Annotated in this window: 25 protein-coding genes; 10 read left to right on the top strand and 15 right to left on the bottom strand. The window is 58.1% G+C overall.

Annotation, left to right across the window (positions count from 1 at the left end; translation table 11 throughout):
- The 6 genes from AC2FH6_RS07420 to AC2FH6_RS07395 all read right to left on the bottom strand — a co-directional run bounded on the left by AC2FH6_RS07420 (window position 1) and on the right by AC2FH6_RS07395 (window position 5,852).
- On the bottom strand, window positions 1-1,152 hold the full coding sequence (locus AC2FH6_RS07420; RefSeq protein ID WP_496691014.1) for an alpha-D-ribose 1-methylphosphonate 5-triphosphate diphosphatase: 1,152 nt from the start codon (window positions 1,150-1,152) through the stop codon (window positions 1-3).
- The gene (locus tag AC2FH6_RS07415; RefSeq protein ID WP_142636531.1) at window positions 1,149-1,922 is read right to left on the bottom strand and encodes an alpha/beta fold hydrolase; all 774 of its coding nucleotides are present in this window, start codon (window positions 1,920-1,922) and stop codon (window positions 1,149-1,151) included. Before AC2FH6_RS07415 ends, AC2FH6_RS07420 begins: the two co-directional genes overlap by 4 nt.
- A gap of 38 nt (window positions 1,923-1,960) precedes the next feature.
- Window positions 1,961-2,803, bottom strand: coding sequence for a DMT family transporter (locus AC2FH6_RS07410; protein ID WP_496701902.1), 843 nt, complete (start codon window positions 2,801-2,803; stop codon window positions 1,961-1,963).
- A 239-nt stretch (window positions 2,804-3,042) separates the two neighbouring features.
- Entirely contained in the window at window positions 3,043-4,683 is a 1,641-nt protein-coding gene (gene groL, locus AC2FH6_RS07405) for a chaperonin GroEL (protein WP_496691017.1), read from the bottom strand.
- Window positions 4,684-4,738: 55 nt separating this feature from the next.
- Window positions 4,739-5,026, bottom strand: a complete 288-nt coding sequence (locus tag AC2FH6_RS07400) for a co-chaperone GroES (protein ID WP_120632017.1) — start codon at window positions 5,024-5,026, stop codon at window positions 4,739-4,741.
- A 151-nt stretch (window positions 5,027-5,177) separates the two neighbouring features.
- Window positions 5,178-5,852 (bottom strand): DUF2161 domain-containing phosphodiesterase, encoded by a 675-nt coding sequence (locus AC2FH6_RS07395; protein WP_496701900.1) that lies wholly within the window; start codon window positions 5,850-5,852, stop codon window positions 5,178-5,180.
- Window positions 5,853-5,988: 136 nt separating this feature from the next.
- On the opposite strand from AC2FH6_RS07395, the gene AC2FH6_RS07390 reads away from it, so the two are divergent.
- The 7 genes from AC2FH6_RS07390 (at window position 5,989) to AC2FH6_RS07360 (ending at window position 12,031) form a co-directional block, all read left to right on the top strand.
- Window positions 5,989-6,969: a TraB/GumN family protein gene (locus AC2FH6_RS07390; protein WP_496701898.1), complete on the top strand. Its 981-nt coding sequence runs from the start codon at window positions 5,989-5,991 to the stop codon at window positions 6,967-6,969.
- 100 nt (window positions 6,970-7,069) lie between these two features.
- Complete coding sequence (locus AC2FH6_RS07385) at window positions 7,070-7,990, top strand: manganese-dependent inorganic pyrophosphatase (RefSeq protein ID WP_496701896.1); 921 nt, start codon at window positions 7,070-7,072, stop codon at window positions 7,988-7,990.
- Window positions 7,991-8,116: 126 nt separating this feature from the next.
- Window positions 8,117-8,992: an HAD family hydrolase gene (locus AC2FH6_RS07380; RefSeq protein ID WP_496701894.1), complete on the top strand. Its 876-nt coding sequence runs from the start codon at window positions 8,117-8,119 to the stop codon at window positions 8,990-8,992.
- Window positions 8,993-9,092: 100 nt separating this feature from the next.
- A complete protein-coding gene (locus AC2FH6_RS07375; RefSeq protein WP_496701892.1) occupies window positions 9,093-9,536 on the top strand; it encodes a MaoC family dehydratase in 444 nt (147 codons plus the stop codon).
- A 58-nt stretch (window positions 9,537-9,594) separates the two neighbouring features.
- Window positions 9,595-10,527 (top strand): bifunctional riboflavin kinase/FAD synthetase, encoded by a 933-nt coding sequence (locus AC2FH6_RS07370; RefSeq protein ID WP_282021528.1) that lies wholly within the window; start codon window positions 9,595-9,597, stop codon window positions 10,525-10,527.
- Window positions 10,524-10,997 carry a YcgN family cysteine cluster protein gene (locus tag AC2FH6_RS07365; RefSeq protein ID WP_142636512.1) on the top strand — a complete coding sequence of 158 codons (474 nt, stop codon included), beginning with the start codon at window positions 10,524-10,526 and terminating at the stop codon, window positions 10,995-10,997. Before AC2FH6_RS07370 ends, AC2FH6_RS07365 begins: the two co-directional genes overlap by 4 nt.
- Window positions 10,997-12,031 carry a threonine aldolase family protein gene (locus AC2FH6_RS07360; protein ID WP_496701890.1) on the top strand — a complete coding sequence of 345 codons (1,035 nt, stop codon included), beginning with the start codon at window positions 10,997-10,999 and terminating at the stop codon, window positions 12,029-12,031. Before AC2FH6_RS07365 ends, AC2FH6_RS07360 begins: the two co-directional genes overlap by 1 nt.
- Window positions 12,032-12,047: 16 nt before the next feature.
- On the opposite strand, the gene AC2FH6_RS07355 is transcribed toward AC2FH6_RS07360, so the two are convergent.
- Together AC2FH6_RS07355 and AC2FH6_RS07350 are read right to left on the bottom strand one after the other, a co-directional pair.
- Window positions 12,048-12,860: an alpha/beta fold hydrolase gene (locus tag AC2FH6_RS07355; protein ID WP_496694699.1), complete on the bottom strand. Its 813-nt coding sequence runs from the start codon at window positions 12,858-12,860 to the stop codon at window positions 12,048-12,050.
- A 9-nt stretch (window positions 12,861-12,869) separates the two neighbouring features.
- On the bottom strand, window positions 12,870-13,472 hold the full coding sequence (locus tag AC2FH6_RS07350) for a 2-hydroxychromene-2-carboxylate isomerase (RefSeq protein ID WP_496701888.1): 603 nt from the start codon (window positions 13,470-13,472) through the stop codon (window positions 12,870-12,872).
- Between the two features lie 108 nt (window positions 13,473-13,580).
- On the opposite strand from AC2FH6_RS07350, the gene AC2FH6_RS07345 reads away from it, so the two are divergent.
- Window positions 13,581-14,600: a ribose-phosphate pyrophosphokinase gene (locus AC2FH6_RS07345; RefSeq protein WP_142636504.1), complete on the top strand. Its 1,020-nt coding sequence runs from the start codon at window positions 13,581-13,583 to the stop codon at window positions 14,598-14,600.
- A 60-nt stretch (window positions 14,601-14,660) separates the two neighbouring features.
- Window positions 14,661-15,113 carry a ribose 5-phosphate isomerase B gene (rpiB, locus tag AC2FH6_RS07340; RefSeq protein WP_142636502.1) on the top strand — a complete coding sequence of 151 codons (453 nt, stop codon included), beginning with the start codon at window positions 14,661-14,663 and terminating at the stop codon, window positions 15,111-15,113.
- Window positions 15,114-15,127: 14 nt separating this feature from the next.
- On the opposite strand, the gene AC2FH6_RS07335 is transcribed toward rpiB, so the two are convergent.
- From AC2FH6_RS07335 to AC2FH6_RS07305, 7 genes are all read right to left on the bottom strand, one after another.
- Complete coding sequence (locus AC2FH6_RS07335) at window positions 15,128-15,478, bottom strand: H-type lectin domain-containing protein (RefSeq protein ID WP_496701480.1); 351 nt, start codon at window positions 15,476-15,478, stop codon at window positions 15,128-15,130.
- A 114-nt stretch (window positions 15,479-15,592) separates the two neighbouring features.
- Window positions 15,593-16,003, bottom strand: a complete 411-nt coding sequence (locus AC2FH6_RS07330) for a F0F1 ATP synthase subunit epsilon (RefSeq protein ID WP_142636498.1) — start codon at window positions 16,001-16,003, stop codon at window positions 15,593-15,595.
- A 12-nt stretch (window positions 16,004-16,015) separates the two neighbouring features.
- On the bottom strand, window positions 16,016-17,440 hold the full coding sequence (gene atpD, locus AC2FH6_RS07325) for a F0F1 ATP synthase subunit beta (RefSeq protein WP_142636495.1): 1,425 nt from the start codon (window positions 17,438-17,440) through the stop codon (window positions 16,016-16,018).
- A gap of 20 nt (window positions 17,441-17,460) precedes the next feature.
- The gene (locus AC2FH6_RS07320) at window positions 17,461-18,336 is read right to left on the bottom strand and encodes a F0F1 ATP synthase subunit gamma (protein WP_142636493.1); all 876 of its coding nucleotides are present in this window, start codon (window positions 18,334-18,336) and stop codon (window positions 17,461-17,463) included.
- A 15-nt stretch (window positions 18,337-18,351) separates the two neighbouring features.
- Complete coding sequence (atpA, locus tag AC2FH6_RS07315) at window positions 18,352-19,890, bottom strand: F0F1 ATP synthase subunit alpha (protein ID WP_142636491.1); 1,539 nt, start codon at window positions 19,888-19,890, stop codon at window positions 18,352-18,354.
- Window positions 19,891-20,451: a F0F1 ATP synthase subunit delta gene (locus tag AC2FH6_RS07310; RefSeq protein ID WP_142636489.1), complete on the bottom strand. Its 561-nt coding sequence runs from the start codon at window positions 20,449-20,451 to the stop codon at window positions 19,891-19,893.
- 310 nt (window positions 20,452-20,761) lie between these two features.
- Window positions 20,762-21,496 carry a class I SAM-dependent methyltransferase gene (locus AC2FH6_RS07305; RefSeq protein WP_142636487.1) on the bottom strand — a complete coding sequence of 245 codons (735 nt, stop codon included), beginning with the start codon at window positions 21,494-21,496 and terminating at the stop codon, window positions 20,762-20,764.
- Between the two features lie 61 nt (window positions 21,497-21,557).
- On the opposite strand from AC2FH6_RS07305, the gene gloB reads away from it, so the two are divergent.
- Entirely contained in the window at window positions 21,558-22,325 is a 768-nt protein-coding gene (gene gloB, locus AC2FH6_RS07300; RefSeq protein ID WP_496694696.1) for a hydroxyacylglutathione hydrolase, read from the top strand.
- Window positions 22,326-22,360 lie beyond the last annotated feature (35 nt).

The raw sequence follows: 22,360 nt of genomic DNA, 5'->3' as shown, positions 1-22,360 counted from the left end.
TCAGCCGACAAACCGCGCGGCGATATCCCCGGCCATATAGCTGACGCGCCCGGCAGCCAGCGTTGCCGCGACACGGTTTGTATCTGCCTCCAGAATGACCAGATCGGCACGCTGCCCGGGGGTGAGCGTGCCGCGATCTTGCAACCCAAGTACGCGGGCTGGCCCTGACGACACCAGCGCCCATGCGCCCGCCATGTCCAGAAGGCCGGATTTGGCCAGCATCAAGGCTGCCCGGCGCGGGCTGGGATAGTGATAATCCGAGGCCAGTGCATCGCACAGCCCCATCGCAATCAGGTCCAGCGCGCTAACATTCCCTTTATGCGACCCGCCGCGCACCACATTGGGCGACCCCAGGATGATGTGATCCCCGGCGGTGCGGGCGGCCTCGGCGGCTTCCAGCGTTTCGGGGAACTCTGAAATCCGCGCGCCCCGCGCGCGCCAATCGGCGCGAGTTTGGGCAGTGGCGTCATCGTGGCTGCCCATCCGGACGCCCTGCTTTGTCAAAGCAGTACAGAGTACATCCAGTGCGGTATACACCTCATCCCGGCGAGCATGCATCGACAGCAGCATTTCGAAATGCACCTCGGGATTGCGACCGGCCTTGAGCGCCTGTCCGGTCAGACGCGGGGGCTTACGCCCCTCAGCCAGACGGTCATGCGGCAGGTGGTCGTTGAACACGACATAGGGCACCCGCCAAGCCGCAATCTTTTCTGCCAGTCCGGCGTAATCGTCCAGCATATGCGTTTCAAACCGAAGCTGGGGCATCAGATCGGTGACGGTGTGGTCCTTGACTGCCGCAATGGCATCAAACACCTGCCCTGCGAACTCAGGCCCGCGCACCCCACCTTCCCAACTGTAAAACTGGGCCAGAACGGCTGTGGTGATGCCATTGGCCGCCAGTTCAGCCTCGACTGAGAGGATCCCTTCGTTCATCTGCTTCATGGCACCGCGACGGGGCGCGATGTGCCGTTCAAACCCATCACCATGCAGGTCGATAATACCGGGCAGAACCAGATATCCTGACAGGTCGATCTGCTGCCCGGCAGGGCCTGTCTGAACCACGCCATCGGCAATGGTCAGATCGACATCCGTCAGCCCCTCGCCGGGCAGAAGAACCTCTGCACCGGTCAGAGTCAGGCTTAATGCGGTCATTGCGTGGACTCCGAGTCAGGTTCCGAGCAATCCTGTCCGATGCAGATCTCGTCAATAGCTTCCATCACCCCGTCAAGCCAGGTGATCTGCGGGTCGAACTGGCCGAATTCGATGAAGTGCAGGGCCTGAGCCATGACCCGCGGATTGTTCATCATAAACGTGTGGGTCACCGGCAGAACCAGGTGATCAGTCATTCCTTCGACCTTGGTGCTTTCAACCGAAACCTTACCGTCATCAGGCCCATCAATCAGTGAAGAAAATACCGGGTTTAATGAGTTCTCACCTGCGATAACACCCAGTTCAAAATCCACCGGCGGTAGACGACCCGGGATCCCTTCGGCGCCTGTGCCCAGTTGAAGGCCCGCAGGTCCGTTGAGATAGCCGAACACCTCCCACGCGCTAAGTTCATCGACCAGTTGGCTGCCCTGATTGGGCGGCCCCAGCATGACGACACGACCCAGGTTTTCCGGGCTATGATCCTTGAGCCAATAGCGCAACAAAATGCCGCCCATCGAATGTGCCACCACATTGACAGTGTCATCGCCACAAGACGCAAAGGCATCAGGAATGGTTTGTTCGGCCAGTTCGGGAATACCGATCTCGGTCGAGGGATAGCCCGGGCGCACAACCGAATAGTCATGTGACTTGAACAGCTGCTCCATCACGGTGAAAGAGGCCTCGGTCCGCGCAAGACCATGCAACAAGACCACGCATTTCGCGCTGGCCGCGGCAGGAAGCAGAAAGATAAGCAGGGCGATCAGAATTTTCATAAGCGCCAGATAATGCCTTAGCGCCGCTGATGAAAGCCCTACCCCCGCTGACGTTGCAGCACCGCCAGCGCAATGCCGCCCAACACAAGCGCTGCGCCAATCAAAAGCCGGGCCTCTGCTGTTTCGCTCAGCAAGAGGACACCGCCCAGAATAGCAATCACGGGCACGCTCAACTGCACTACAGCTGCAACGGTCGGTGCCAGTTGTGGCAAAACACGGTACCACAACGCATATCCCAGCCCCGAAGTGACCGCCCCGGATATTGCCGACAGCAACAAACCGGTGCCCGTCATCTGCCAACCTCCGCCGAGCAACAGCAAAGCTCCGGCCGTCACCGGAAGGGCAATAACGAAATTCGCCGCCGTCCCGGCAAGCGCATTTGGCTCGGACCGTCCCGCCAGAGAATATGCTGCCCAGCCAATCCCGGCAGCGCACATCAGGGCGGCTCCGACCGGGTCCACGCGAACCGTGCCCGACGGCCAAAGCACATAGGTGAGGCCACCCAATGCAATCGCCGCCCCCAGAAGTTGCTGTCGTGTCGTTGAATTTCCAGTCACGGCAGTGGCCACGAACATCGTGATTTGCACCACCCCAAACAGGATCAAGGCGCCCAGCCCGGCATCCAGTGTAAGATAGGCGATCGAGAACCCGATCATGTAAAGCGACAAGGCGCCGGCGCCAATGAACCGGCGAGAGCTGCGCAACGGCAGGCTGCCGCCACGTATCAGAACCAGCACCGTCAGCATCAGCGCCCCTGCCAGAACGCGCATAACCGCAAACCCCGCCGGGTCGCTATCGCCGCCTTCAACGGCCATCCGGTTCAGAATGGAGTTCGCTGCAAAGGCGCACATGGTGAGGGCGGTCAGAAGGAACAGTCGCATATCAACCCGATATCGGTTTCACACCGGTTTGGGTACTCACTTTCCTAAGGGGACCGGTTAGACCGTCAACCTCGGAATAGTTTTGGCCACAGTTTCAGTCATAAGGGGCGTGTCAAAACGAAACGGGGCCGCCCGAAGGCGACCCCGTTCCTTAGCTCTGCAGCTCCCCTCTGGGCGGTTTGGCTATGCTGCCAAGCGCCTGTGGGGCCGTCAGAATTCGCCAAAGCGAATTCGACGTTTTACATCATGCCGCCCATGCCGCCCATGTCGGGCATGCCGCCGCCAGCAGGTGCATCTTTCTGCGGCTTGTCAGCAACCATTGCTTCGGTAGTGATCAGCAAGCCGGCAACCGACGCTGCATCTTCCAATGCGGTACGGACAACTTTGGCCGGGTCAATCACGCCGAATGCGAACATGTCACCATATTCTTCAGTCTGCGCGTTGAAGCCAAATGCCACATCATCGCTTTCGCGAACTTTGCCAGCAACAACCGCACCGTCAACACCTGCGTTTTCAGCGATCTGGCGCAGAGGCGCTTCGATTGCCTTACGAACGATGTTGATGCCTGCGTCCTGATCAGCGTTTGCGCCTTGCAGAGTGTCCAGTGCTTTACCGGCCTGAACCAGAGCAACACCACCGCCCACAACAACGCCTTCTTGAACAGCAGCGCGGGTCGCGTTCAGAGCATCGTCCACACGGTCCTTACGCTCTTTCACTTCAACTTCAGTCATGCCGCCGACGCGGATAACAGCAACACCGCCTGCCAGTTTGGCAACGCGCTCTTGCAGCTTCTCACGGTCGTAGTCCGACGAGGTTTCTTCGATCTGGGTGCGGATCTGAGCAACACGTGCTTCGATCTCGGCTTTTTCGCCAGCACCGTCGACGATGGTGGTTTCGTCTTTGGTGATCTCGATTTTCTTGGCTGTGCCCAGCATGTCCATAGTCACGGACTCAAGCTTCATGCCCAGATCTTCGCTGATGACCTGACCACCGGTCAGGATTGCGATGTCCTGCAGCATAGCCTTACGGCGATCGCCGAAGCCCGGTGCTTTGACAGCAGCAATTTTCAGGCCGCCGCGCAGTTTGTTAACAACCAGAGTTGCCAGCGCTTCGCCTTCAACGTCTTCTGCAATGATCAGCAGAGGCTTTTGCGACTGGATCACTTGCTCGAGCAGCGGAACCATCGGCTGAAGCGAGGACAGTTTCTTTTCGTGCAACAGGATCATGCAGTCTTCGAGGTCTGCGACCATCTTATCAGCGTTGGTGACAAAGTAAGGCGACAGGTAGCCGCGGTCGAACTGCATGCCTTCGACAACATCGGTCTGGGTTTCCAGGCCTTTGTTTTCTTCGACGGTGATAACACCTTCGTTGCCGACCTTCTGCATCGCGTCTGCGATTTGCTGGCCGATCTCGGTTTCACCGTTGGAAGAAATGGTGCCAACCTGAGCAACTTCAGCCGAGTCCTTGACTTCACGCGAGGCGTTCTTGATGCCTTCAACAACCTTGGCAGTTGCCAGGTCGATGCCGCGCTTCAGATCCATCGGGTTCAGGCCCGCTGCAACCTGCTTCAGACCTTCTTTGACGATGGACTGAGCCAGAACGGTTGCGGTGGTGGTGCCGTCGCCGGCCTCGTCATTGGTGCGGCTGGCGACTTCTTTCACCATCTGCGCGCCCATGTTTTCGAACTTGTCTTCCAGTTCGATTTCCTTGGCAACCGAAACACCGTCTTTGGTGATGCGCGGCGCGCCGAAAGATTTGTCCAGAACCACGTTGCGGCCTTTGGGGCCCAGGGTCACTTTGACAGCGTCGGCCAGGATGTTCACACCTGCCAGCATGCGGTTACGGGCATCGGTGTCGAACTTGACGTCCTTAGCAGCCATGTCGTTTCTCCTTGAGAAAATGTATTGGGATGAAGATCAGAGGAAGCGCGTGGGCTTACTCGATGATCCCCATGATGTCGCTTTCTTTCATCATCAGCAGCTCTTCGCCGTTGACTTGGACCTCGGTGCCCGACCATTTGCCGAACAGGATCTTGTCGCCAGCTTTTACAGCCATTGCGATCAGCTCGCCGCTGTCCTTGCGTGCGCCTTCGCCGGTCGCAACAACTTCGCCTTCGCTGGGCTTTTCTTTCGCGCTGTCGGGAATGATCAGACCACCAGCGGTTTTCTCATCGCTTTCGGTACGGCGAACCAACACGCGGTCATGAAGCGGTTTCAATGCCATCTTTGCAGCTCCTTGGGCTCAAAGTTTATTTATCCTCCCCTCACCTTGCGGCGAGGCGTTAGCACTCGACCCTTGCGAGTGATAACGGCGTATAGCTAGGGGGTCGAAATCCCTGAGTCAACAAGCGTGAAGAATTTTTTATCCTTGGGACTCAGTCAGGCTGATCCCAGCTATAGGCCCAGTGCTTCAGACCCTCTTGTCCGGATTCCGACAAGGCGTAGACGCCTTTTTCAATTTTGTCGAACCAGCCATAATGGTTTTCGCGCATCAGCCGGGTCGCAATCGAAACACCGGTTGCCTTAGCAACATCTGCCCCTTTTGTGGCACCACATTCTGCAAGATGCGCCGCACAGCGCAAAGCATCCTGACGATAGGCGGTGACGAGGCCGTGGCGTGTGGCGCCGCCTGCGTTCGGATCACCTTCAAGCCTGTCAAACTCGCGCAGCAGCCGCGCTGTTTTGGCCTTGTCTTTTCGCGGGGCGTAGGGCCCAGGATCACAATGCACCTCGACAACGCCATCCGCCCGAACAGTTATCAGGCCAAGGCCCAACCTTCGACATAGCGCCGTGTTGTCCTTCAACGCCCGCCTGGCCGTGCGTCCGCGGGGCTTGAGAACACAGATATAGACATTTTCAGTAACCTTCAGTCGGGTGATTGCCTGGTGAAACAGCGCCAATGAGAAACGCAACTTCAACTCTACAATCAAAGGCTCTTCACCCTCACGAACAGCCATGACATCGACCGCACCGACCTCGCCTTTGACGGTATAGCCCTGACGCTCAAACAGCGCCTTGATTGGGGGGTAGAGATCCTGCTCGCGGTCCATGTGGCTCATGCTATTCGAATTACTGTGGAATGCCAGACACAGATCAGGTCAGTGTCCATCCTGGCAGGTTGAACACCGGCCTTGGCCCCGGCAAGGTCGCACCCCATATAGGGATTGATCCAACCAGGATGGTACGATGCGTTTTTTGATCTTTTTGGCTTGTCTGCTGGTACCTTTCTCGGCCCAAGCGGCCTGCGAGGGGCGCGACCTGAGGTCTGACCTAAGTCCAGTGGCGCAAGCTGATTTGCAGCAGGCTTTGGCCGACTTCCCGTACCCGGAAGGAAATCACTGGATCGCGACAAAAGGCGATACAGTTCTGCATCTGATAGGAACGCTGCACACAAACGACCCGCGTATGGACGCCGTCACAGAAAGGCTGGAACCGACACTCAGCCAGGCGGATGCGTTCTATTTCGAAGTGGCCCAGGACGAAATGACTGCATTTGAACAGGAACTGGCCAAAGACCTCAGCCCTGTTCTGATCACCTCAGGTCCCACCCTGATTGAGCTGATGCCGGAAGAGGACTGGGCCGCCCTGTCCAGCGGCCTGGCAGAGCGTGGCATCCCCAGTTGGATGGCTGCAAAAATGCGCCCCTGGTTTCTGAGCATGATGCTGGGTGTCCCCCCATGCATGACCGAGAATCCGGAAGCCAGCTATGGAATGGACGCGCGCCTGACCGACATGGCCGAAGCCCATGACATCCCCCAGTACTCGTTAGAGCAGATTGACGATCTGATGGCGATGTTTGACCAGCACCCGATCGAAAAGCAGGTGCAATCACTGATCCGCATGGCCAGTGCCTTTGAAAGCAGCGAGGATCAGCTGGCGACTATGGTCAATGCCTATCTAGAAGAAAAGCACGCAGAGATCATCCAATTTGCCAGACTACAAGGGCTTGAAACATCCGGTCTGTCACAAGAGGTCTTCGACGAAGAGTGGTCCAGTTTCGAACAGCAACTTCTAGTCGGGCGCAACAACAACTGGATGCAGCACATTTTGGCCATTCAGGACCAAACGGTGGTCATTGCTGTGGGCGCCGGACATTTGGGCGATGACCATGGTCTGTTGAACCAGTTGGAACAGGCTGGATACACGCTGAAACGTGCCGCTTTCTAGGCCCGGCCTTACCCTTCGTCGCAGTTTACGCAGGGGCGGGTGACAAGTGTGCCAGACCACCCTATAAGGCGCCCAAATCTACTCTCCTCAGGACGCTGAAATGACAACCCTCGTATTTGGACATAAATCCCCCGACACTGATTCCACCGGTTCGCCGATCCTGTGGTCGTGGTACATGAACGAAATCAAAGGCGAACAGGCCGAGCCTGTCCTGCTGGGTGAACCCAACACTGAAGCAGCCTTTATGCTGCAGCACTGGGACCTGCCCAAGCCGCGCATCATCACAGACGTAGAGGCTGACGCGCCGGTTGTTATTGTCGACACGAACAACCCCGCCGAGCTGCCCGCCAGTATCAACGGCGCCGATATCCGCGCCATTATCGACCACCACAAACTGGTCGGCGGTCTGGAAACCAAAGGCCCGATCGACATCACCGTGCGGCCGCTGGCCTGCACCGCCACTATCATGGTCGACATGATCGGCGTCGATGCCGCCAAAATGCCCGATGCCATCAAAGGCGCGGCGCTGACCTGCATCCTGTCGGACACGTTGGAATTCCGCTCGCCCACCACAACCGCGCATGACCGCGCTGTGGCCGAAAAACTGGCCGCGGATCTGGGTCTGGACGTCTCGGCCTATGCTGCAGAAATGTTCGCGGCCAAATCAGATGTGTCCTCATTCTCGGACGCCGATCTGATCCGGATGGACAGCAAGGAATACGAAGTCGACGGCACCAAATTCCGCGTTTCGGTTCTGGAAACCACAGCACCGGGTGTCGTGCTGGACCGCAAAGACAGCCTTGCGGCGTCGATGGCCGACGTAGCAAAAGAGGACGGTGTCGATCAGGTATTGCTGTTCGTGGTCGATATTCTGAACGAAGAAGCCACCCTGCTGGTTCCCAACGATCTGGTCAAAGCCGTGGCCGAGAAAAGCTTTGGCGCTTCGGTTGATGGCGACGCGGTCGTTCTGCCCGGGATCATGAGCCGTAAGAAACAGATCATTCCGAACCTCAAGGTCTGATCCCAAAATCACCAAAGGCGCCTTGATTGGGCGCCTTTTTTGCTAGGCATTGCCCTTACCGGCCAAACACCACACGCACTGTCTTAGGCTCAAACGACACTCTTTCCAGATCAATGGGGGCCCATCATGACGCAGATCATCCACGCATTGCCCGAGGTTTCCAGCCGGTATAAAGCCCTATTCGTCGATCTTTGGGGCTGTGTTCACAATGGCATCACCGCTTACCCCGAAGCGGTTGCGGCCCTGCAGGCCTATCGCGCGCAAGGCGGCATTGTTGTCCTGGTGACAAACTCACCCAAGCCGCGTGCTGGCGTCGCTACCCAGCTGGCGCAATTCAATGTCCCAGACGACGCCTATGACACGATTGCAACCAGCGGAGATTCGGCCCGGTCGGCCATGTTCCGTGGCGCAGTGGGCGAAAAGGTCTATTTCATGGGCGAATGGCAGCGGGACGCGGGATTCTTTGAACCGCTGAAGTTGTTGGACCACCCGATTCATATCGAGCGCGTGCCGCTGGCCGAGGCAGAGGGCATTGCTTGTTGCGGCCCCTTCGATCCTATGGCCGATCCGTCTGTGAACCGCGCTGATTTCCTGTACGCCAAACAAAAGGGGCTGAAGCTGCTTTGTGCCAATCCCGATATTGTGGTGGACCGCGGCGAGGTTCGGGAGTGGTGCGCTGGTGCATTAGCCAGGCTTTATACGGAAATGGGTGGCGAAAGCCTATATTTCGGAAAGCCTCATCCGCCGATCTATGATCTTGCCCGCCGCAGGTTGCAGGAACTTGGCCACGACATCCCCAATGAGGACATTCTTGTCATCGGAGACGGTCCGCACACCGACATTCTGGGTGGAATGGGGGAAGGCATTGATTCTCTTTTCATCTCGGGCGGGCTAGCCGCGGCCGAGACAAAAACCGAGGCACATCCGCATCATGACTCCCTAACTGATTATATCCAAAAGGAAAAGATAAACCCGATCTATACGATCGGCCGCCTTAGGTAGTCAAAAAAGGCTTGATTTTCTGCAGTTGCAAAGTAATAAAGTTTCCCAACAGGGGTGACTTTGATTTTTTTGTTGCCCGATGAATTCGAGTGAGGGCAACATGTTGGATAATCTTCTACGCGGCACGATCTGTATTGAAGACATCGAGATGGGCATGTCCCGTCACCTTCGCAAAGTGGTGACGGACGAGGATATCGAAATGTTCGCTCAGGTGTCGACCGACAGAAACCCCGTACATCTGGACGACGATTACGCCCGCGACACGATCTTCGAGGGGCGCATCGCGCATGGGATGCTGACCGCGGGTCTGATCTCGGCCGTGATCGGCGAGCAGTTGCCAGGCCACGGCACAGTTTACATGGGGCAATCGCTGAAGTTTCTCGCTCCTGTTCGCCCGGGTGACATGGTCTATGCCGAGGTCAAGGTGATCGACATTGATTTTGCCAAACGTCGGGTCAAGCTCGATTGTCACTGCGCAGTGGATGGCAAGAAGGTGCTGGTCGGCGAAGCCATGGTGCTGGCCCCGTCGCGCAAATTCGACTGAGCGTTTCCGGGAGTCTCAGACCCTTGAACAAGCGCGCCTGTCCCGCTAGGCAGTCGCTATGCGCATCATTCGTGACCTTCAATTCATCGAACCCCAAGATCGCGGCGCCAGCGTGGCGATCGGGAATTTCGACGGCGTTCATATTGGCCACCAATCTGTGATCGAACTGGCCCTCAGCGCCGCGCCGAGTGCACCTTTGGGCGTACTGACATTCGAGCCGCATCCCAGGGAATACTTCGCCCCGGACACCCCGCCCTTTCGCCTGATGCGCGGCAATGCCCGCGCGCACCGGTTAGCAAAACTGGGGGTCGAAAAGCTGTATGAGCTGCCGTTCAACGCCGCATTGGCTGGCCTGACGCCCAGGGAATTCGCCCGCAACGTGATCTGCGACGGGCTCGGCCTGTCGCATGTCGTCGTAGGTGCCGATTTCTGTTTCGGCAAAGGCCGCAGCGGCACCGCTGATGACTTGGTGCTCTTTGGGCAAGAGATGGGGTTCGGTGTCACCATCGCTCCGTTGATGGAGAGGTCCGAAAATGTCGTTTCTTCCACTGCGATCCGTACTGCACTGACCGAGGGCCGCCCGCAGGATGCCGCTACCATGCTGGGTCACTGGCACCGGATCGAAGGCGAGGTGATCGGAGGAGAACAACGGGGCCGTGAACTGGGATTTCCCACCGCAAACATGTCCATTGAGGGGCTGCATCCGCCAAGATTCGGCGTCTATGCCGTACTGGTCGATGTTCTGGATGGACCTCATCTGGGCAGCTATCAAGGCGCAGCCTCGGTTGGGACGCGACCGATGTTCAATGGTGAGGTCCCCAATATCGAAACCTTCCTGTTCGACTTCTCGGGTGACCTTTATGGCGCGACCCTGTCGGTGGGTCTGGTAGAATACCTGCGCCCCGAGATGACCTTTGACGGTCTGGACGGCCTGATCGCGCAGATGGATGCCGATTGCGACAAGGCCCGCGGCCTGCTGGCGGACCGATGACAACGGATCCGATCGACCGCACCGGCCTGGCCCCCAGGTTCTGGGAACGAAAACCGCTAACCCGCATGAACCAAGCCGAATGGGAAGCTTTGTGCGATGGCTGCGGCAAATGTTGTCTGAACAAACTGGAAGATGAAGACACCGGCGAGGTTGCCCTGACCTGCGTCGCCTGCCGTCTGCTGGATGACGAAAGTTGCCGCTGCACCCAATACGATATCCGCCACCAATTTGTGCCGGAATGTATCGTGATGACGCCGGGCAACATCAACGATCACGCCTATTGGCTGCCACAGACCTGTGCCTATCGCCTGCTGTGGGAGGGCAAACCCCTACACGACTGGCACCCCTTGATTTCTGGCACACCGGACAGCGTTCATGCCGCCGGAGTCTCGGTTCAGGGGCGGACCGTGTCCGAATTCGAAACTCCGCTGGAGGAGTGGGAAGATCATATCATCGAGGAGCCCAGCTAATGTACTTTGCCTCTGACAATTCGGGGCCGGTTCACCCGGCGGTCATGGAAGCGCTGAATGCTGCCAATCAGGGCTATCAGATGGCCTATGGAACCGACACCCTGATGAATGAGGTCCGGGATCGCATTCGCGGGGTGTTCGAGGCACCTGGCGCCGCCGTGTATCTGGTGGCCACCGGGACCGCGGCGAATTCGCTGGCGCTGGCGACGCTGGCGCAGCCGTGGGAGACGGTGTTCTGCTCACCTGTGGCCCATATCCACGAGGATGAGTGCAACGCGCCCGAGTTTTACAGCGGCGCCAAGCTGACGCTGGTTCCGGGCGCGGACAAGATGGCGCCGGACGCGCTGCGCGGCTCGATTCTGGCCGAAGAAACACGCGGCGTGCATGGACCGCAGCGCGGACCTGTATCCATTACGCAGGTGACCGAACGAGGGTCTGTTTACACCCTGTCAGAATTGCAGGCGCTCTGCGCTGTGGCCAAAGAGTATGGGCTGCCTGTCCATTTGGACGGTGCGCGTTTTTCCAACGCCCTTGTTGCGTTGAACTGCTCACCCGCCGAGATGACGTGGAAAGCAGGCGTGGATGCGGTCAGTTTTGGCGGCACCAAAAACGGGCTGATGGGCGTCGAAGCCGTTGTCTTCTTTGATGAAAGCAAAGCCTGGGAATTCGAATTGCGCCGCAAGCGCGGGGCGCATTTGTTCTCCAAGCACCGCTATCTGTCCGCCCAAATGGCGGCGTATCTGCAGGATGATCTGTGGCTGAAACTGGCCCGTCAGGCCAATAACAACTGCGCCCGTCTGACCGAGGGGTTGCGGGCCAAAGGTGCCTCTTTCCTGCACGCGCCGCAGGCGAATATGATTTTTGCCCAATTTTCACGCGCCCAACACAAGCAACTGCATGCCGCAGGTGCTGTTTACCACCTGTGGGGGGCAGAGCTGGACGGGGCAGATGACAGCGAAATTCTAGCCTGTCGGCTGGTTTGTGACTGGTCCATCGAGCCTGCGCAAATTGATCGGTTCATCGCGCTCTTGTAACGACGCGCCCGAAGCTTCAGGCAGTGGCAGGCAGTCTGTTCCAAAAAGCCTCGATCAGAGCGCCGGTCTCTGTCGGGTGAGAGATCGGAGCCATATGCCCTGCCCCTTCGATCACGGTGCTTTCGGCCATTGGAAGACGGGATTTCAATCCAGAGTTTATCGCGACCATCACTGGGTGGGTGAGCGCGCCATGCAGCAGCAATACCGGCATATTGGCGTGTGCGATCCGCTCGGGCCGTAGCAAGCCTTTGGAATCCATTATCAGTTCGTTTTCGACCTCGGACACCAGATGAATTCCACGCACCATCCCCGCCCGTGCAGTTTCGGGCATGTCTGACCAACGCGGTCCCCTATCTCCGGCCCACAACCGGTTGAACAGCCTTGCCGCCAAAGGTTCGTCGCCTGATGCAAGCGCGTCCATACAGGGTTGGGCAACATGCGCGTATTCCGCCACAAGGTCCGGGGCATCCTGCTGTGCCACCGCAAAATACACCGGTTCGATCAGTACGACACTGCGAACCAATGTTGGGTGCTCGACCGCCAGCCGCAATGCAATCGCCGCGCCAAAAGAATGCCCGACCACGTCCATCGGCTCGGTCAGATGTTCAAGTGTGGCTTCGGTCAGCCGGTCATACAGATCCCCCTGGCGATCCCAGTCCGGACTGCGCCCATGGGACAACATATCCGGTGCAATAAAACTTGCCTGCCCTTTCATCGCCGCGGCTAGGCCCGCCCAGACCCCGGAATGAGCAATGGTACAATGCAAGGCCAGCACAGGGCGATCACCCTGCCCCAACTGCGTGACATGCAGGTTCTGCGCAACGGCCATTATGTTGTCCTATCCCTTCAGCCCGGCCAGATGCCCGTCCAGATCGTCCAACCTGTCTTGGCCCCAGAACCGCTGATCGTCTTCCGTTATATAGAACGGAGCTCCAAAAACCCCGCGTTCCACGGCTTCTTCCAGATTGGCGGTATAGGTCTCAGCCCCGAGCAGCAAGCCGCTAACGGCCAGATCCGGGGAAAACCCAGCGTCAGCCAGGCAAGCGCGGATCACGTCGTCCTGCGCGATGTCCTTTTCCTCGGCCCAGCAGGCGCGCACAAAGGAATGCACCAGCTGCCCCACCTCCCCTGACCCGTCCTGAATGGCGGCGATGATCGCGTATGAGGACGGCGCCGCATTGGTGGGCCAATGGGCCGGTTGCAGGTTGAACGCCATACCCAGCTTTTTTGACTGTCGCTGCATTTCTTGTGTCCGGTATTCGATGCGCGAGATATGGCGGTCCTTGGGCGGAACACCTCCCGTACGTCCGAACAGGGCGACGATATCAAGCGGCTTGTAGTTGATTGTCGCACCATGTTTGGCCGCAATCTCCTCCAGGCGCAGTCCCGCCAGGTAGGTGTATGGCGAGAGTGTCGCAAAAAAGTAGTCAATGGTGGACATGTGAACTTTCTCCGCAGCGTTATCTTTGCTGGACGGTAAGGCCATGCTAAGCGGTGTCAACATCACGAATCTGTCACATTTGCCATTGCTGCCCGGGGACCTCAGCCGATGCCGACACTTCACGAACCCAAGTTAATCGCTGGGAACGCTAATCTTCCGCTTGCCGAATCCATTGCACGCCGAATGAGCCTGTATCGCGGCGTCGATCAGGGTCTGGTCGATGCCCGGGTCGAACGGTTTAACGACGGTGAAATCTTTGTCGAAGTGTTCGAGAACGTGCGCGGCGAAGATATGTTCATCGTCCAACCCACCTCGAACCCGGCCAATGACAATCTGATGGAGCTGCTCATCATTGCTGATGCGCTGCGCCGTTCGTCGGCCCAACGGATTACCGCCGTGATCCCCTATTTCGGCTATGCCCGCCAGGACCGCCGCACCAAGGCCCGCACACCGATCAGCGCCAAGCTGGTGGCCAACATGCTGACTGGCGCCGGGATCGAGCGCATCCTGACCATGGATCTGCACGCAGCGCAGATTCAGGGGTTCTTCGACATGCCTGTCGACAACCTTTATGCCTCGCCGATCTTTGCGCTGGATGTGAAACATCAGTTCAAGGACAGCCTCGACGAGATCATGGTCGTTTCGCCCGATGTGGGCGGCGTGGCGCGCGCGCGCGAGTTGGCCAAGCGGATCAACGCCCCGCTGTCGATCGTGGACAAACGCCGCGAAAAAGCCGGCGAAGTCGCCGAGATGACCGTAATTGGCGATGTCAGAGACAAGATCTGTTTGATCGTGGACGACATGTGCGACACGGCCGGTACCCTGTGCAAAGCGGCGCAAGTACTGCTGGATAATGGTGCGAAGGAAGTTCATTCCTACATCACACACGGCGTCATGAGCGGCCCTGCGGTCGAACGCGTGACCAATTCGGTGATGAAATCTCTGGTGCTGACCGACACGATCCAGCCGACAGAAGAAATAACCAAGGCCAAGAACATCCGCATCGTGCCAACGGCCCCGATCTTTACGCAGGCGATCCTGAATATCTGGAACGGCACCAGTGTATCGTCATTGTTCGAGGATAAGACCCTGACGCCGATCTACGAGTCGATGTATCATAGGGATTGATCGAACGCGGCGGCCCAAGGGCCGCCTCTTTTCTTTCTGCAATTCAGGTCGGAGTTTACCGTGACAGCCTCAAAACGCATTGTTCTATCCAGCGACCACGCAGCTATCGAATTACGCCAGGCGGTTGCCTCTCATATTGCGGCCCAGGGATGGGACGTCGTCGATATCGGCCCCAAGACACCTGAGAGCACCCATTACCCTGTTCATGGCAAAGCCGCCGCCCAAGCAGTGGCTTCCGGGGATTGTCAGCTTGGCATCGTTCTGTGTGGAACGGGTCAAGGTATCATGATGGCGGCCAACAAGGTCCCCGGCATTCGCTGCGGTGTCTGCTCGGATGCCTTTTCCGCACGCATGATCCGCCAGCATAACGACGCCAACATGCTGTCTGTCGGCGCCCGAGTCGTGGGTGAGGGTCAGGCGCTGGATATAGTGGATGCGTTCCTGTCAGCCGAATTCGAAGGCGGACGGCATGCACACCGGGTCGCCATGATTGAGGCATCGGACGAGTCCTAAACCCAAGGCTGGCTTCACAGAATATCCCAGTCATCCTCATGCGGCACCTCGCCGAACGCTGTCCAAGATATTCGGATGCGCGCGATGCGGGTATCCGACCAGGTACGGAACACCGCAGAAAATCCCTCGGGCGTGATGTCCTCGGCCTTGACCTCGGCGCGCAATGCCGAAGATGTATCAACATCCCACAGTGACACGCTGATCTGTACAACAGGCGCGGAACGGAATGGCTGGCTGAATTCTATGTCCGAGCGTCGTTCGCGCGGCCCCTCGCCTGTCCACATGTCACCGCCATCTGCGAAGTCGGAGAACAGCACAACTTCGCCTTGGTCGATACCAATCGGATGGGTACTAAAAGTCTGCATTTTGTCGTCTTTTATAAAGAATTACGGAACCTTAGACCGCGCTTCATCCAAAATCACCACAAAAAAACGGCCCCGCACAGGCAGGGCCGTTTCTAAATCTACATGTCCTGAAACTTACAGGCTCATATGTGTCCCAAGAGCTTCCATATCGGCCAGCAGCTTAGCCGCATCGTCGACGACTGATTGATCGTCGCCGCCTTTGGCCGCGTCATGCGACGCACGTGCCTCGGCGATCAGATCGTCCAGATGCGCGCGGGTCACTTCAGAGACCGGAATGGCCTTTTCGGCCAGAACCGACATGCTGTCGCCATTGATCTGGGCAAACCCGCCGGTGACCAGGTATTCGCTGGACCCTTCGGGTGCCTCGACCTTTAGCAGACCGGGGCGCAACGTGGTGATGGTGGGGGCATGATCGGGCATCGCCGTCATGTCCCCGTCCGCGCCGGGAAGCTGGACCGCAGTCACCGCGAGCGAAGCAAGGCTCCGCTCCGGGCTGACGAGGTCAAAGTGCATCGTGTTTGCCATCAGGTGTGCTCCTTAGGCGGCTTCTGCGGCCATCTTTTCCGCTTTGGCGATCACTTCATCGATGCCGCCAACCATCAGGAAGGCTGCCTCGGGCAGGTGATCGTATTCGCCGGCCACAACGGCCTTGAACGACGCGATGGTGACATCCAGAGGAACCTGAACACCAGGCGAGCCAGTGAAGACTTCGGCCACGTCAAACGGCTGCGACAGGAAGCGTTCAATCTTACGGGCACGGGCCACGGTCAGTTTGTCTTCTTCCGACAGTTCGTCCATGCCGAGGATCGCGATGATGTCCTGCAGCGACTTATAGCGCTGGAGGATCTGCTGAACGTCAGTCGCAACGGTATAATGCTCTTCACCGACGATGGCCGGGTCGAGCAGACGCGAGGTCGAGTCGAGCGGGTCAACGGCAGGGTAGATACCCTTTTCCGAGATCGCACGGTTCAGAACGGTGGTCGCATCCAAGTGTGCGAACGAGGTGGCCGGCGCAGGGTCGGTCAAGTCATCCGCAGGAACATATACGGCCTGAACCGAGGTGATCGACCCGGATTTGGTCGAGGTGATGCGTTCCTGCATCGCGCCCATGTCGGTCGCCAGTGTCGGCTGATAGCCCACCGCCGAAGGAATACGACCCAGAAGAGCCGAAACCTCGGAACCCGCCTGCGTAAAGCGGAAGATGTTGTCGACAAAGAACAGAACGTCGGCACCGGTTGCATCACGGAACTGTTCCGCCAGGGTCAGACCCGACAGAGCGATCCGCATACGGGCTCCCGGAGGCTCGTTCATCTGGCCGTAAACCAGCGCGATTTTCGAGTCTTCCAGCTTGTCGGGAACGATAACGCCGGATTCAATCATCTCGTGATACAGGTCGTTGCCCTCACGGGTCCGCTCACCAACGCCCGCAAACACGGACACGCCAGAGTGCACTTTGGCGATGTTGTTGATCAGTTCCATGATCAGAACGGTTTTGCCAACACCGGCGCCGCCGAACAGGCCGATCTTACCGCCTTTGGCGTAAGGGGCCAGCAGGTCAACAACCTTGATGCCGGTCACCAGAACTTCGGATTCAGTGGCCTGATCCGCGAAATCCGGCGCGTCCTGGTGGATGGAGCGCGTTTCGGTGGTTTCCACGGGACCTTTTTCGTCTATGGGCTCGCCCACAACGTTCAGGATACGGCCCAGGGTGGCGTTGCCGACCGGAACCGCGATGGGTGCGCCGGTGTCCGTGACTTCGGCACCACGTACAAGACCTTCTGTCGCGTCCATCGCGATGGTGCGGACTGTGTTTTCGCCCAGGTGCTGAGCCACTTCCAAAACCAGCTTCTTGCCGTTGTTGGTGGTGTCCAGCGCGTTCAGAATTTCAGGCAGTGCGTCATCGAACTGCACGTCGACGACGGCCCCGATAATCTGAGTGACTTTGCCTTTTGCATTCGCCATGTTTCGTCTCCGGTTTGTCTCTACAGCGCTTCGGCGCCGGAAATAATTTCAATCAGCTCGTTGGTGATCACGGCCTGACGCGAACGGTTGAACTGGATCGTCAGCTTGTCGATCATCTCACCCGCGTTGCGTGTCGCGTTGTCCATCGCGGACATCCGTGCACCCTGTTCCGAGGCCCCGTTTTCGAGCAGTCCCGAGAAGATCGCAGTCGCAACCGCCTTGGGCAGCAGATCGGCCAGGATGGCCTCTTCGCTGGGCTCGTAATCAAAGACCGCGCCGCTGTCGTCCCCTTCGACATCCTCGAACGAGGCAGGGATGATCTGCTGTGCCGTCGGGGTCTGGCTTACGACGTTGACGAACTTCGAGTAGAAGATCGTGGCTACGTCGAACTCACCCGCGTCGAAACGTGACAGGACGTCTTTTGCGATGTCCTGCGCGTTGGAATAGCCCAAACGCTTGACCTCGCTCAGATCGACATGGCCCACGAACAGGTCGCCAAAGTCGCGCTTGATTGCATCACGACCTTTTTTGCCAACGGTCAGAATTTTGACCGTCTTGCCTTTTGCCTTCAGCTCGTAAGCTTTGGCGCGGGCCAGCTTGGCGATGTTCGAGTTGAAGCCGCCACACAGGCCGCGTTCAGCTGTCATGACAACCAGCAGATGGACATCATCACTGCCCGTACCACGGAGCAGCTTGGGGGCGCTGTCGCTGCCCCCGACCGATGCCGCCAGCCCCGCCATCACGGCATTGAACCGTGCGGCATAGGGGCGCGAGGCTTCGGCAGATTCCTGGGCGCGGCGCAGTTTTGCGGCCGCGACCATCTGCATGGCCTTGGTGATCTTGCGGGTCGATTTGACCGACTCGATCCTGTTTTTTAGATCCTTAAGATTTGGCATGTGCCCGCCTCTCCCTTAAGCGAAGGTTGCGGCGTATTCGTCCAGCGCAGCCTTGATCTTGTCGGAAGCGTCGCCCTTGATCTTGGGGTCCTCGTCCGTGATCCACTGAAGCAGATCCGCGTGCTTGCCACGCAGATGCGCCAGCAGGCCAGCTTCATAGCGGCCAACATCGGTGACGTCGATCTTGTCGAGGTAACCGTTGGTGCCAGCGAAGATGACGCAAACGATTTCAGCGTTGGTCAGCGGCGAGTACTGCGGCTGTTTCATCAGCTCGGTCAGACGCGCACCACGGTTCAGCAGCTGCTGGGTTGCGGCGTCAAGGTCGGAACCGAACTGTGCAAAGGCAGCCATTTCACGGTACTGAGCCAGTTCCAGCTTAACCGGACCAGCAACCGACTTCATCGAGTTGGTTTGAGCCGAGGAGCCCACACGCGAAACCGACAGACCGGTGTTCACGGCAGGACGGATACCCTGATAGAACAGTTCGGTTTCAAGGAAGATCTGGCCGTCGGTAATCGAGATCACGTTGGTCGGAATAAACGCCGAAACGTCGCCACCCTGGGTTTCGATAACCGGCAGAGCCGTCAACGAGCCCGCGCCGAAGTCTTCGTTCAGCTTCGCCGAACGCTCCAGCAGGCGGGAGTGGAGGTAGAAAACGTCGCCAGGATAGGCTTCACGTCCGGGCGGACGGCGCAGCAGCAGCGACATCTGACGATAGGACACGGCCTGTTTCGACAGGTCATCATAGATGATCAGCGCGTGGCGGCCGTTGTCGCGGAAGAATTCAGCCATCGCGGTCGCGGCATAGGGTGCCAGGAACTGCATCGGCGCCGGGTCGGACGCGGTTGCGGCCACAACGATCGAATATTCAATCGCGCCGGATTCTTCCAGTTTCTTCACCAGCTGAGCAACGGTCGAACGCTTTTGGCCGATGGCCACATAAACGCAGTACAGCTTCTTGGACTCATCGTCGCCCGCTGCTTCGTTGTACACTTTCTGGTTCAGGATCGCGTCCAGAGCAACGGCAGTTTTACCGGTCTGACGGTCGCCAATGATCAGCTCACGCTGGCCACGGCCAATCGGGATCATTGCATCGACCGATTTCAGGCCGGTTGCCATCGGCTCGTGAACCGATTTACGCGGGATGATGCCCGGCGCTTTGACGTCTGCAACGCCGCGCTCGGTGGATTCGATCGGGCCCTTGCCGTCCAGCGGGTTGCCCAGGCCGTCAACAACACGACCCAGCAGACCGTTGCCGATTGGCACGTCCACGATCGAGTTGGTGCGCTTAACAGTGTCACCTTCTTTGATGTCACGGTCAGAACCAAAGATAACAACACCAACGTTGTCGCTTTCCAGGTTCAGCGCCATGCCCATGATGCCACCGGGGAATTCGACCATCTCACCGGCTTGCACATTGTCCAGGCCGTATACACGGGCAATCCCGTCACCGACGCTCAGCACGCGACCGATTTCGGCCACTTCGGCTTCCTGACCAAAATTCTTGATCTGGTCCTTCAGGATTGCAGAAATCTCTGCAGCTTGGATTCCCATTTATCCGACCTCTTTCATTGCATTCTGTAGGGAGTTGAGCTTGGAGCGGATCGAGCTGTCGATCATCTTCGAGCCCACTTTAACGACAAGACCGCCGATGAGGCTTTCATCAACGGTCGCATTTATTGTCACGGTCTTGCCCACACGCTCGGACAGCGTTTTGGACAGTTTATCCATCTGTGTCTTAGTCAGCGCCTTGGCCGAGGCGACATCGGCGGTCACTTCGCCACGCTCTTCGGCCAGCATGTCGCGCAGAACCTGCACCAGTTGCGGCACAACGAACAGACGGCGTTTCTGCGCCATCAGACCCAGCGTGTTGCGCAGGATGGCGTTCAGACCCATCTTGTCGGCAATCGCAGTAATCGCGCCTTCTTGTTCAGCGCGCGAAACCAGAGGCGAGGCGATCAAGTCGCGCAGATCGGCACTGTCGCCCAATGCTGCTGCCAGATCGTTGATTCCGGTTTCCAGACCTGCGAGGTCTTTATTCTCTTTAGCGATCTCAAAAATCGCTGTGGCATAGCGCTCGGCGATGCCTGTGGAAATCGAAGCTGGTTCGGACACGTCCACCCTTCCGATATTTTGGGCCCCGAATTCGCGTTGCGGCAGCTACCCGGGGGCGTGAAGAAACCCCGTCCATAAGGCCGGGGATCAAAATCAACGGGGATGTAGCAGAGGTAAACCCAGCTAGCAACATATTATCACCATGGGCACCTTATCCACAAAGCGTTCTATTTCAGATACTTAGCTTGGGTGCGACCCTTTTATACGGCTGATGAGGGTGAAAAATGTTACCAAACCGCAAGGTTTTGCGATTCCTGCAGCCATTTTCGCGTGTTTCGGCCTTATGATGGAAGCTAGTACCGGCGTTGCGCTAGGCTGGCTTGAGCAGGCCATCCAGCGCCTTGATCTGACGGCGCCCTGTCGCTTTGGTGACGGTTCCGCTGGGCGGTCTGATTTGCTTTGTCGCCTCAACCATCAGAACGCCGCCTGCCATGATCGTCGGCAAGCGCTGGCCAGTTTTCTCTATCAGGCTGCCGGATTTCAACCAGAACCGACGGAAGGACGGAGGCAAATACAAGGCGGAACAATAGTTATCCGTCATAAAGTGATGCGCTCTTAGCTGGCTTTCCAACTGCGAGGCAGAATAAGGGCGCCCGAATCCAAATGGCGTTCGATCGGTCCGTGACCACAGCCCCGCACGGTTCGGTACGATAAAAAGCGCCCGTCCACCGGGACCAAGCACACGCCAGCATTCCGCCAGCAATTCGGCGGGACGTTGTGACGTTTCAAGTCCATGCATCACCACCAGCTTGTCCACATGGCCCGTTTCAATCGGCCACAAGGTCTCTTCCGTCAAAACAGATACGTTGGGCATTCCCGCAGGCCAGGGCATCACCCCCTGCGGCCCGGGCATCAGCCCGATGACGCGACGCGCATCTTTCAGGTAGGGCCGCAACAACGGCACAGCAAAGCCAAACCCTACGACGGTTTGACCTTTGGCCTCGGGCCACAGATCAATCATTCGCCCACGAATGGCCGCCTGCGCTGCACGACCAAGAGTGCTGCGGTAGTAGAAATTCCTCAGATCCTGCACATCAAGATGCATTGCGGACACCTGGCCAATCGGATTAGCTGAGCGCAGTCTAGCAACGAAAGGGCAAAAGGCCATGCCTCTTGAGATCGTCACCATCCCATGTCTCAGCGATAACTACGCATTTCTGGCGCATGACGCGGTTAGCGGCAACACCGTATTAATCGACGCGCCCGAAAGCGGCCCGATTCTGTCAGAACTGGAACGACGTGGCTGGGGCTTGTCTCATGTGTTGCTCACGCATCACCATTTCGACCATGTCGACGGGTTGCCGGCCATTTTGGAACAGCACCCGGCGACGGTGATCGGCGCGGCAGCCGACGCACATCGCCTGCCCCCCTTGGATCAACAGGTCAATGACGGCGACAGTTTTGAAATCGGCGGGGAACCCGTCCTTGTTCTGGACGTTTCGGGGCATACTCTTGGTCATATCGCCTTTCACATGCCGCAAAGCGCGGTGGTCTTTACCGCCGACAGCCTGATGGCAATGGGTTGTGGACGCCTGTTTGAAGGCACCGCACCGCAGATGTGGGAATCGCTGTGTAAACTGAGCGCCTTGCCGGATGACACGCTGGTTTGCTCAGGGCACGAATACACGCAGTCCAACGCCAAATTCGCTCTCACCGTCGATCCAGGAAATTCTGCGCTGCAGAAACGCGTCGCAGAAATTGACCGCACCCGAGCCGCCCAACAGCCTACGGTTCCCTCCACTCTGGCGTTGGAAAAGGCCACTAACCCCTTCCTGCGCGCTGCTGACCCGGCGATTCAGGCGCATCTGGGTATGGCAGGCGCCGAACCAGCCAAAATTTTTGCTGAAATCAGGGCTAGAAAAGATCGGTTTTGATACCTATTTCACCTACTTCACAGCCACGGTCACAA

Source organism: Ruegeria sp. CDSC045 (assembly GCF_059610725.1).
This window is presented reverse-complemented; position numbering and strand designations above follow the sequence as displayed.

Bases quoted from the DNA above. Each gene is read 5' to 3' on its own strand.
- AC2FH6_RS07420 (WP_496691014.1), bottom strand. From the start codon at position 1,152: ATGACCGCATTAAGCCTGACTCTGACCGGTGCAGAGGTTCTTCTGCCC.
- AC2FH6_RS07415 (WP_142636531.1), bottom strand. From the start codon at position 1,922: ATGAAAATTCTGATCGCCCTGCTTATCTTTCTGCTTCCTGCCGCGGCC.
- AC2FH6_RS07410 (WP_496701902.1), bottom strand. From the start codon at position 2,803: ATGCGACTGTTCCTTCTGACCGCCCTCACCATGTGCGCCTTTGCAGCG.
- groL (WP_496691017.1), bottom strand. From the start codon at position 4,683: ATGGCTGCTAAGGACGTCAAGTTCGACACCGATGCCCGTAACCGCATG.
- AC2FH6_RS07400 (WP_120632017.1), bottom strand. From the start codon at position 5,026: ATGGCATTGAAACCGCTTCATGACCGCGTGTTGGTTCGCCGTACCGAA.
- AC2FH6_RS07395 (WP_496701900.1), bottom strand. From the start codon at position 5,852: ATGGACCGCGAGCAGGATCTCTACCCCCCAATCAAGGCGCTGTTTGAG.
- AC2FH6_RS07390 (WP_496701898.1), top strand. From the start codon at position 5,989: ATGCGTTTTTTGATCTTTTTGGCTTGTCTGCTGGTACCTTTCTCGGCC.
- AC2FH6_RS07385 (WP_496701896.1), top strand. From the start codon at position 7,070: ATGACAACCCTCGTATTTGGACATAAATCCCCCGACACTGATTCCACC.
- AC2FH6_RS07380 (WP_496701894.1), top strand. From the start codon at position 8,117: ATGACGCAGATCATCCACGCATTGCCCGAGGTTTCCAGCCGGTATAAA.
- AC2FH6_RS07375 (WP_496701892.1), top strand. From the start codon at position 9,093: ATGTTGGATAATCTTCTACGCGGCACGATCTGTATTGAAGACATCGAG.
- AC2FH6_RS07370 (WP_282021528.1), top strand. From the start codon at position 9,595: ATGCGCATCATTCGTGACCTTCAATTCATCGAACCCCAAGATCGCGGC.
- AC2FH6_RS07365 (WP_142636512.1), top strand. From the start codon at position 10,524: ATGACAACGGATCCGATCGACCGCACCGGCCTGGCCCCCAGGTTCTGG.
- AC2FH6_RS07360 (WP_496701890.1), top strand. From the start codon at position 10,997: ATGTACTTTGCCTCTGACAATTCGGGGCCGGTTCACCCGGCGGTCATG.
- AC2FH6_RS07355 (WP_496694699.1), bottom strand. From the start codon at position 12,860: ATGGCCGTTGCGCAGAACCTGCATGTCACGCAGTTGGGGCAGGGTGAT.
- AC2FH6_RS07350 (WP_496701888.1), bottom strand. From the start codon at position 13,472: ATGTCCACCATTGACTACTTTTTTGCGACACTCTCGCCATACACCTAC.
- AC2FH6_RS07345 (WP_142636504.1), top strand. From the start codon at position 13,581: ATGCCGACACTTCACGAACCCAAGTTAATCGCTGGGAACGCTAATCTT.
- AC2FH6_RS07335 (WP_496701480.1), bottom strand. From the start codon at position 15,478: ATGCAGACTTTTAGTACCCATCCGATTGGTATCGACCAAGGCGAAGTT.
- AC2FH6_RS07330 (WP_142636498.1), bottom strand. From the start codon at position 16,003: ATGGCAAACACGATGCACTTTGACCTCGTCAGCCCGGAGCGGAGCCTT.
- atpD (WP_142636495.1), bottom strand. From the start codon at position 17,440: ATGGCGAATGCAAAAGGCAAAGTCACTCAGATTATCGGGGCCGTCGTC.
- AC2FH6_RS07320 (WP_142636493.1), bottom strand. From the start codon at position 18,336: ATGCCAAATCTTAAGGATCTAAAAAACAGGATCGAGTCGGTCAAATCG.
- atpA (WP_142636491.1), bottom strand. From the start codon at position 19,890: ATGGGAATCCAAGCTGCAGAGATTTCTGCAATCCTGAAGGACCAGATC.
- AC2FH6_RS07305 (WP_142636487.1), bottom strand. From the start codon at position 21,496: ATGCATCTTGATGTGCAGGATCTGAGGAATTTCTACTACCGCAGCACT.
- gloB (WP_496694696.1), top strand. From the start codon at position 21,558: ATGCCTCTTGAGATCGTCACCATCCCATGTCTCAGCGATAACTACGCA.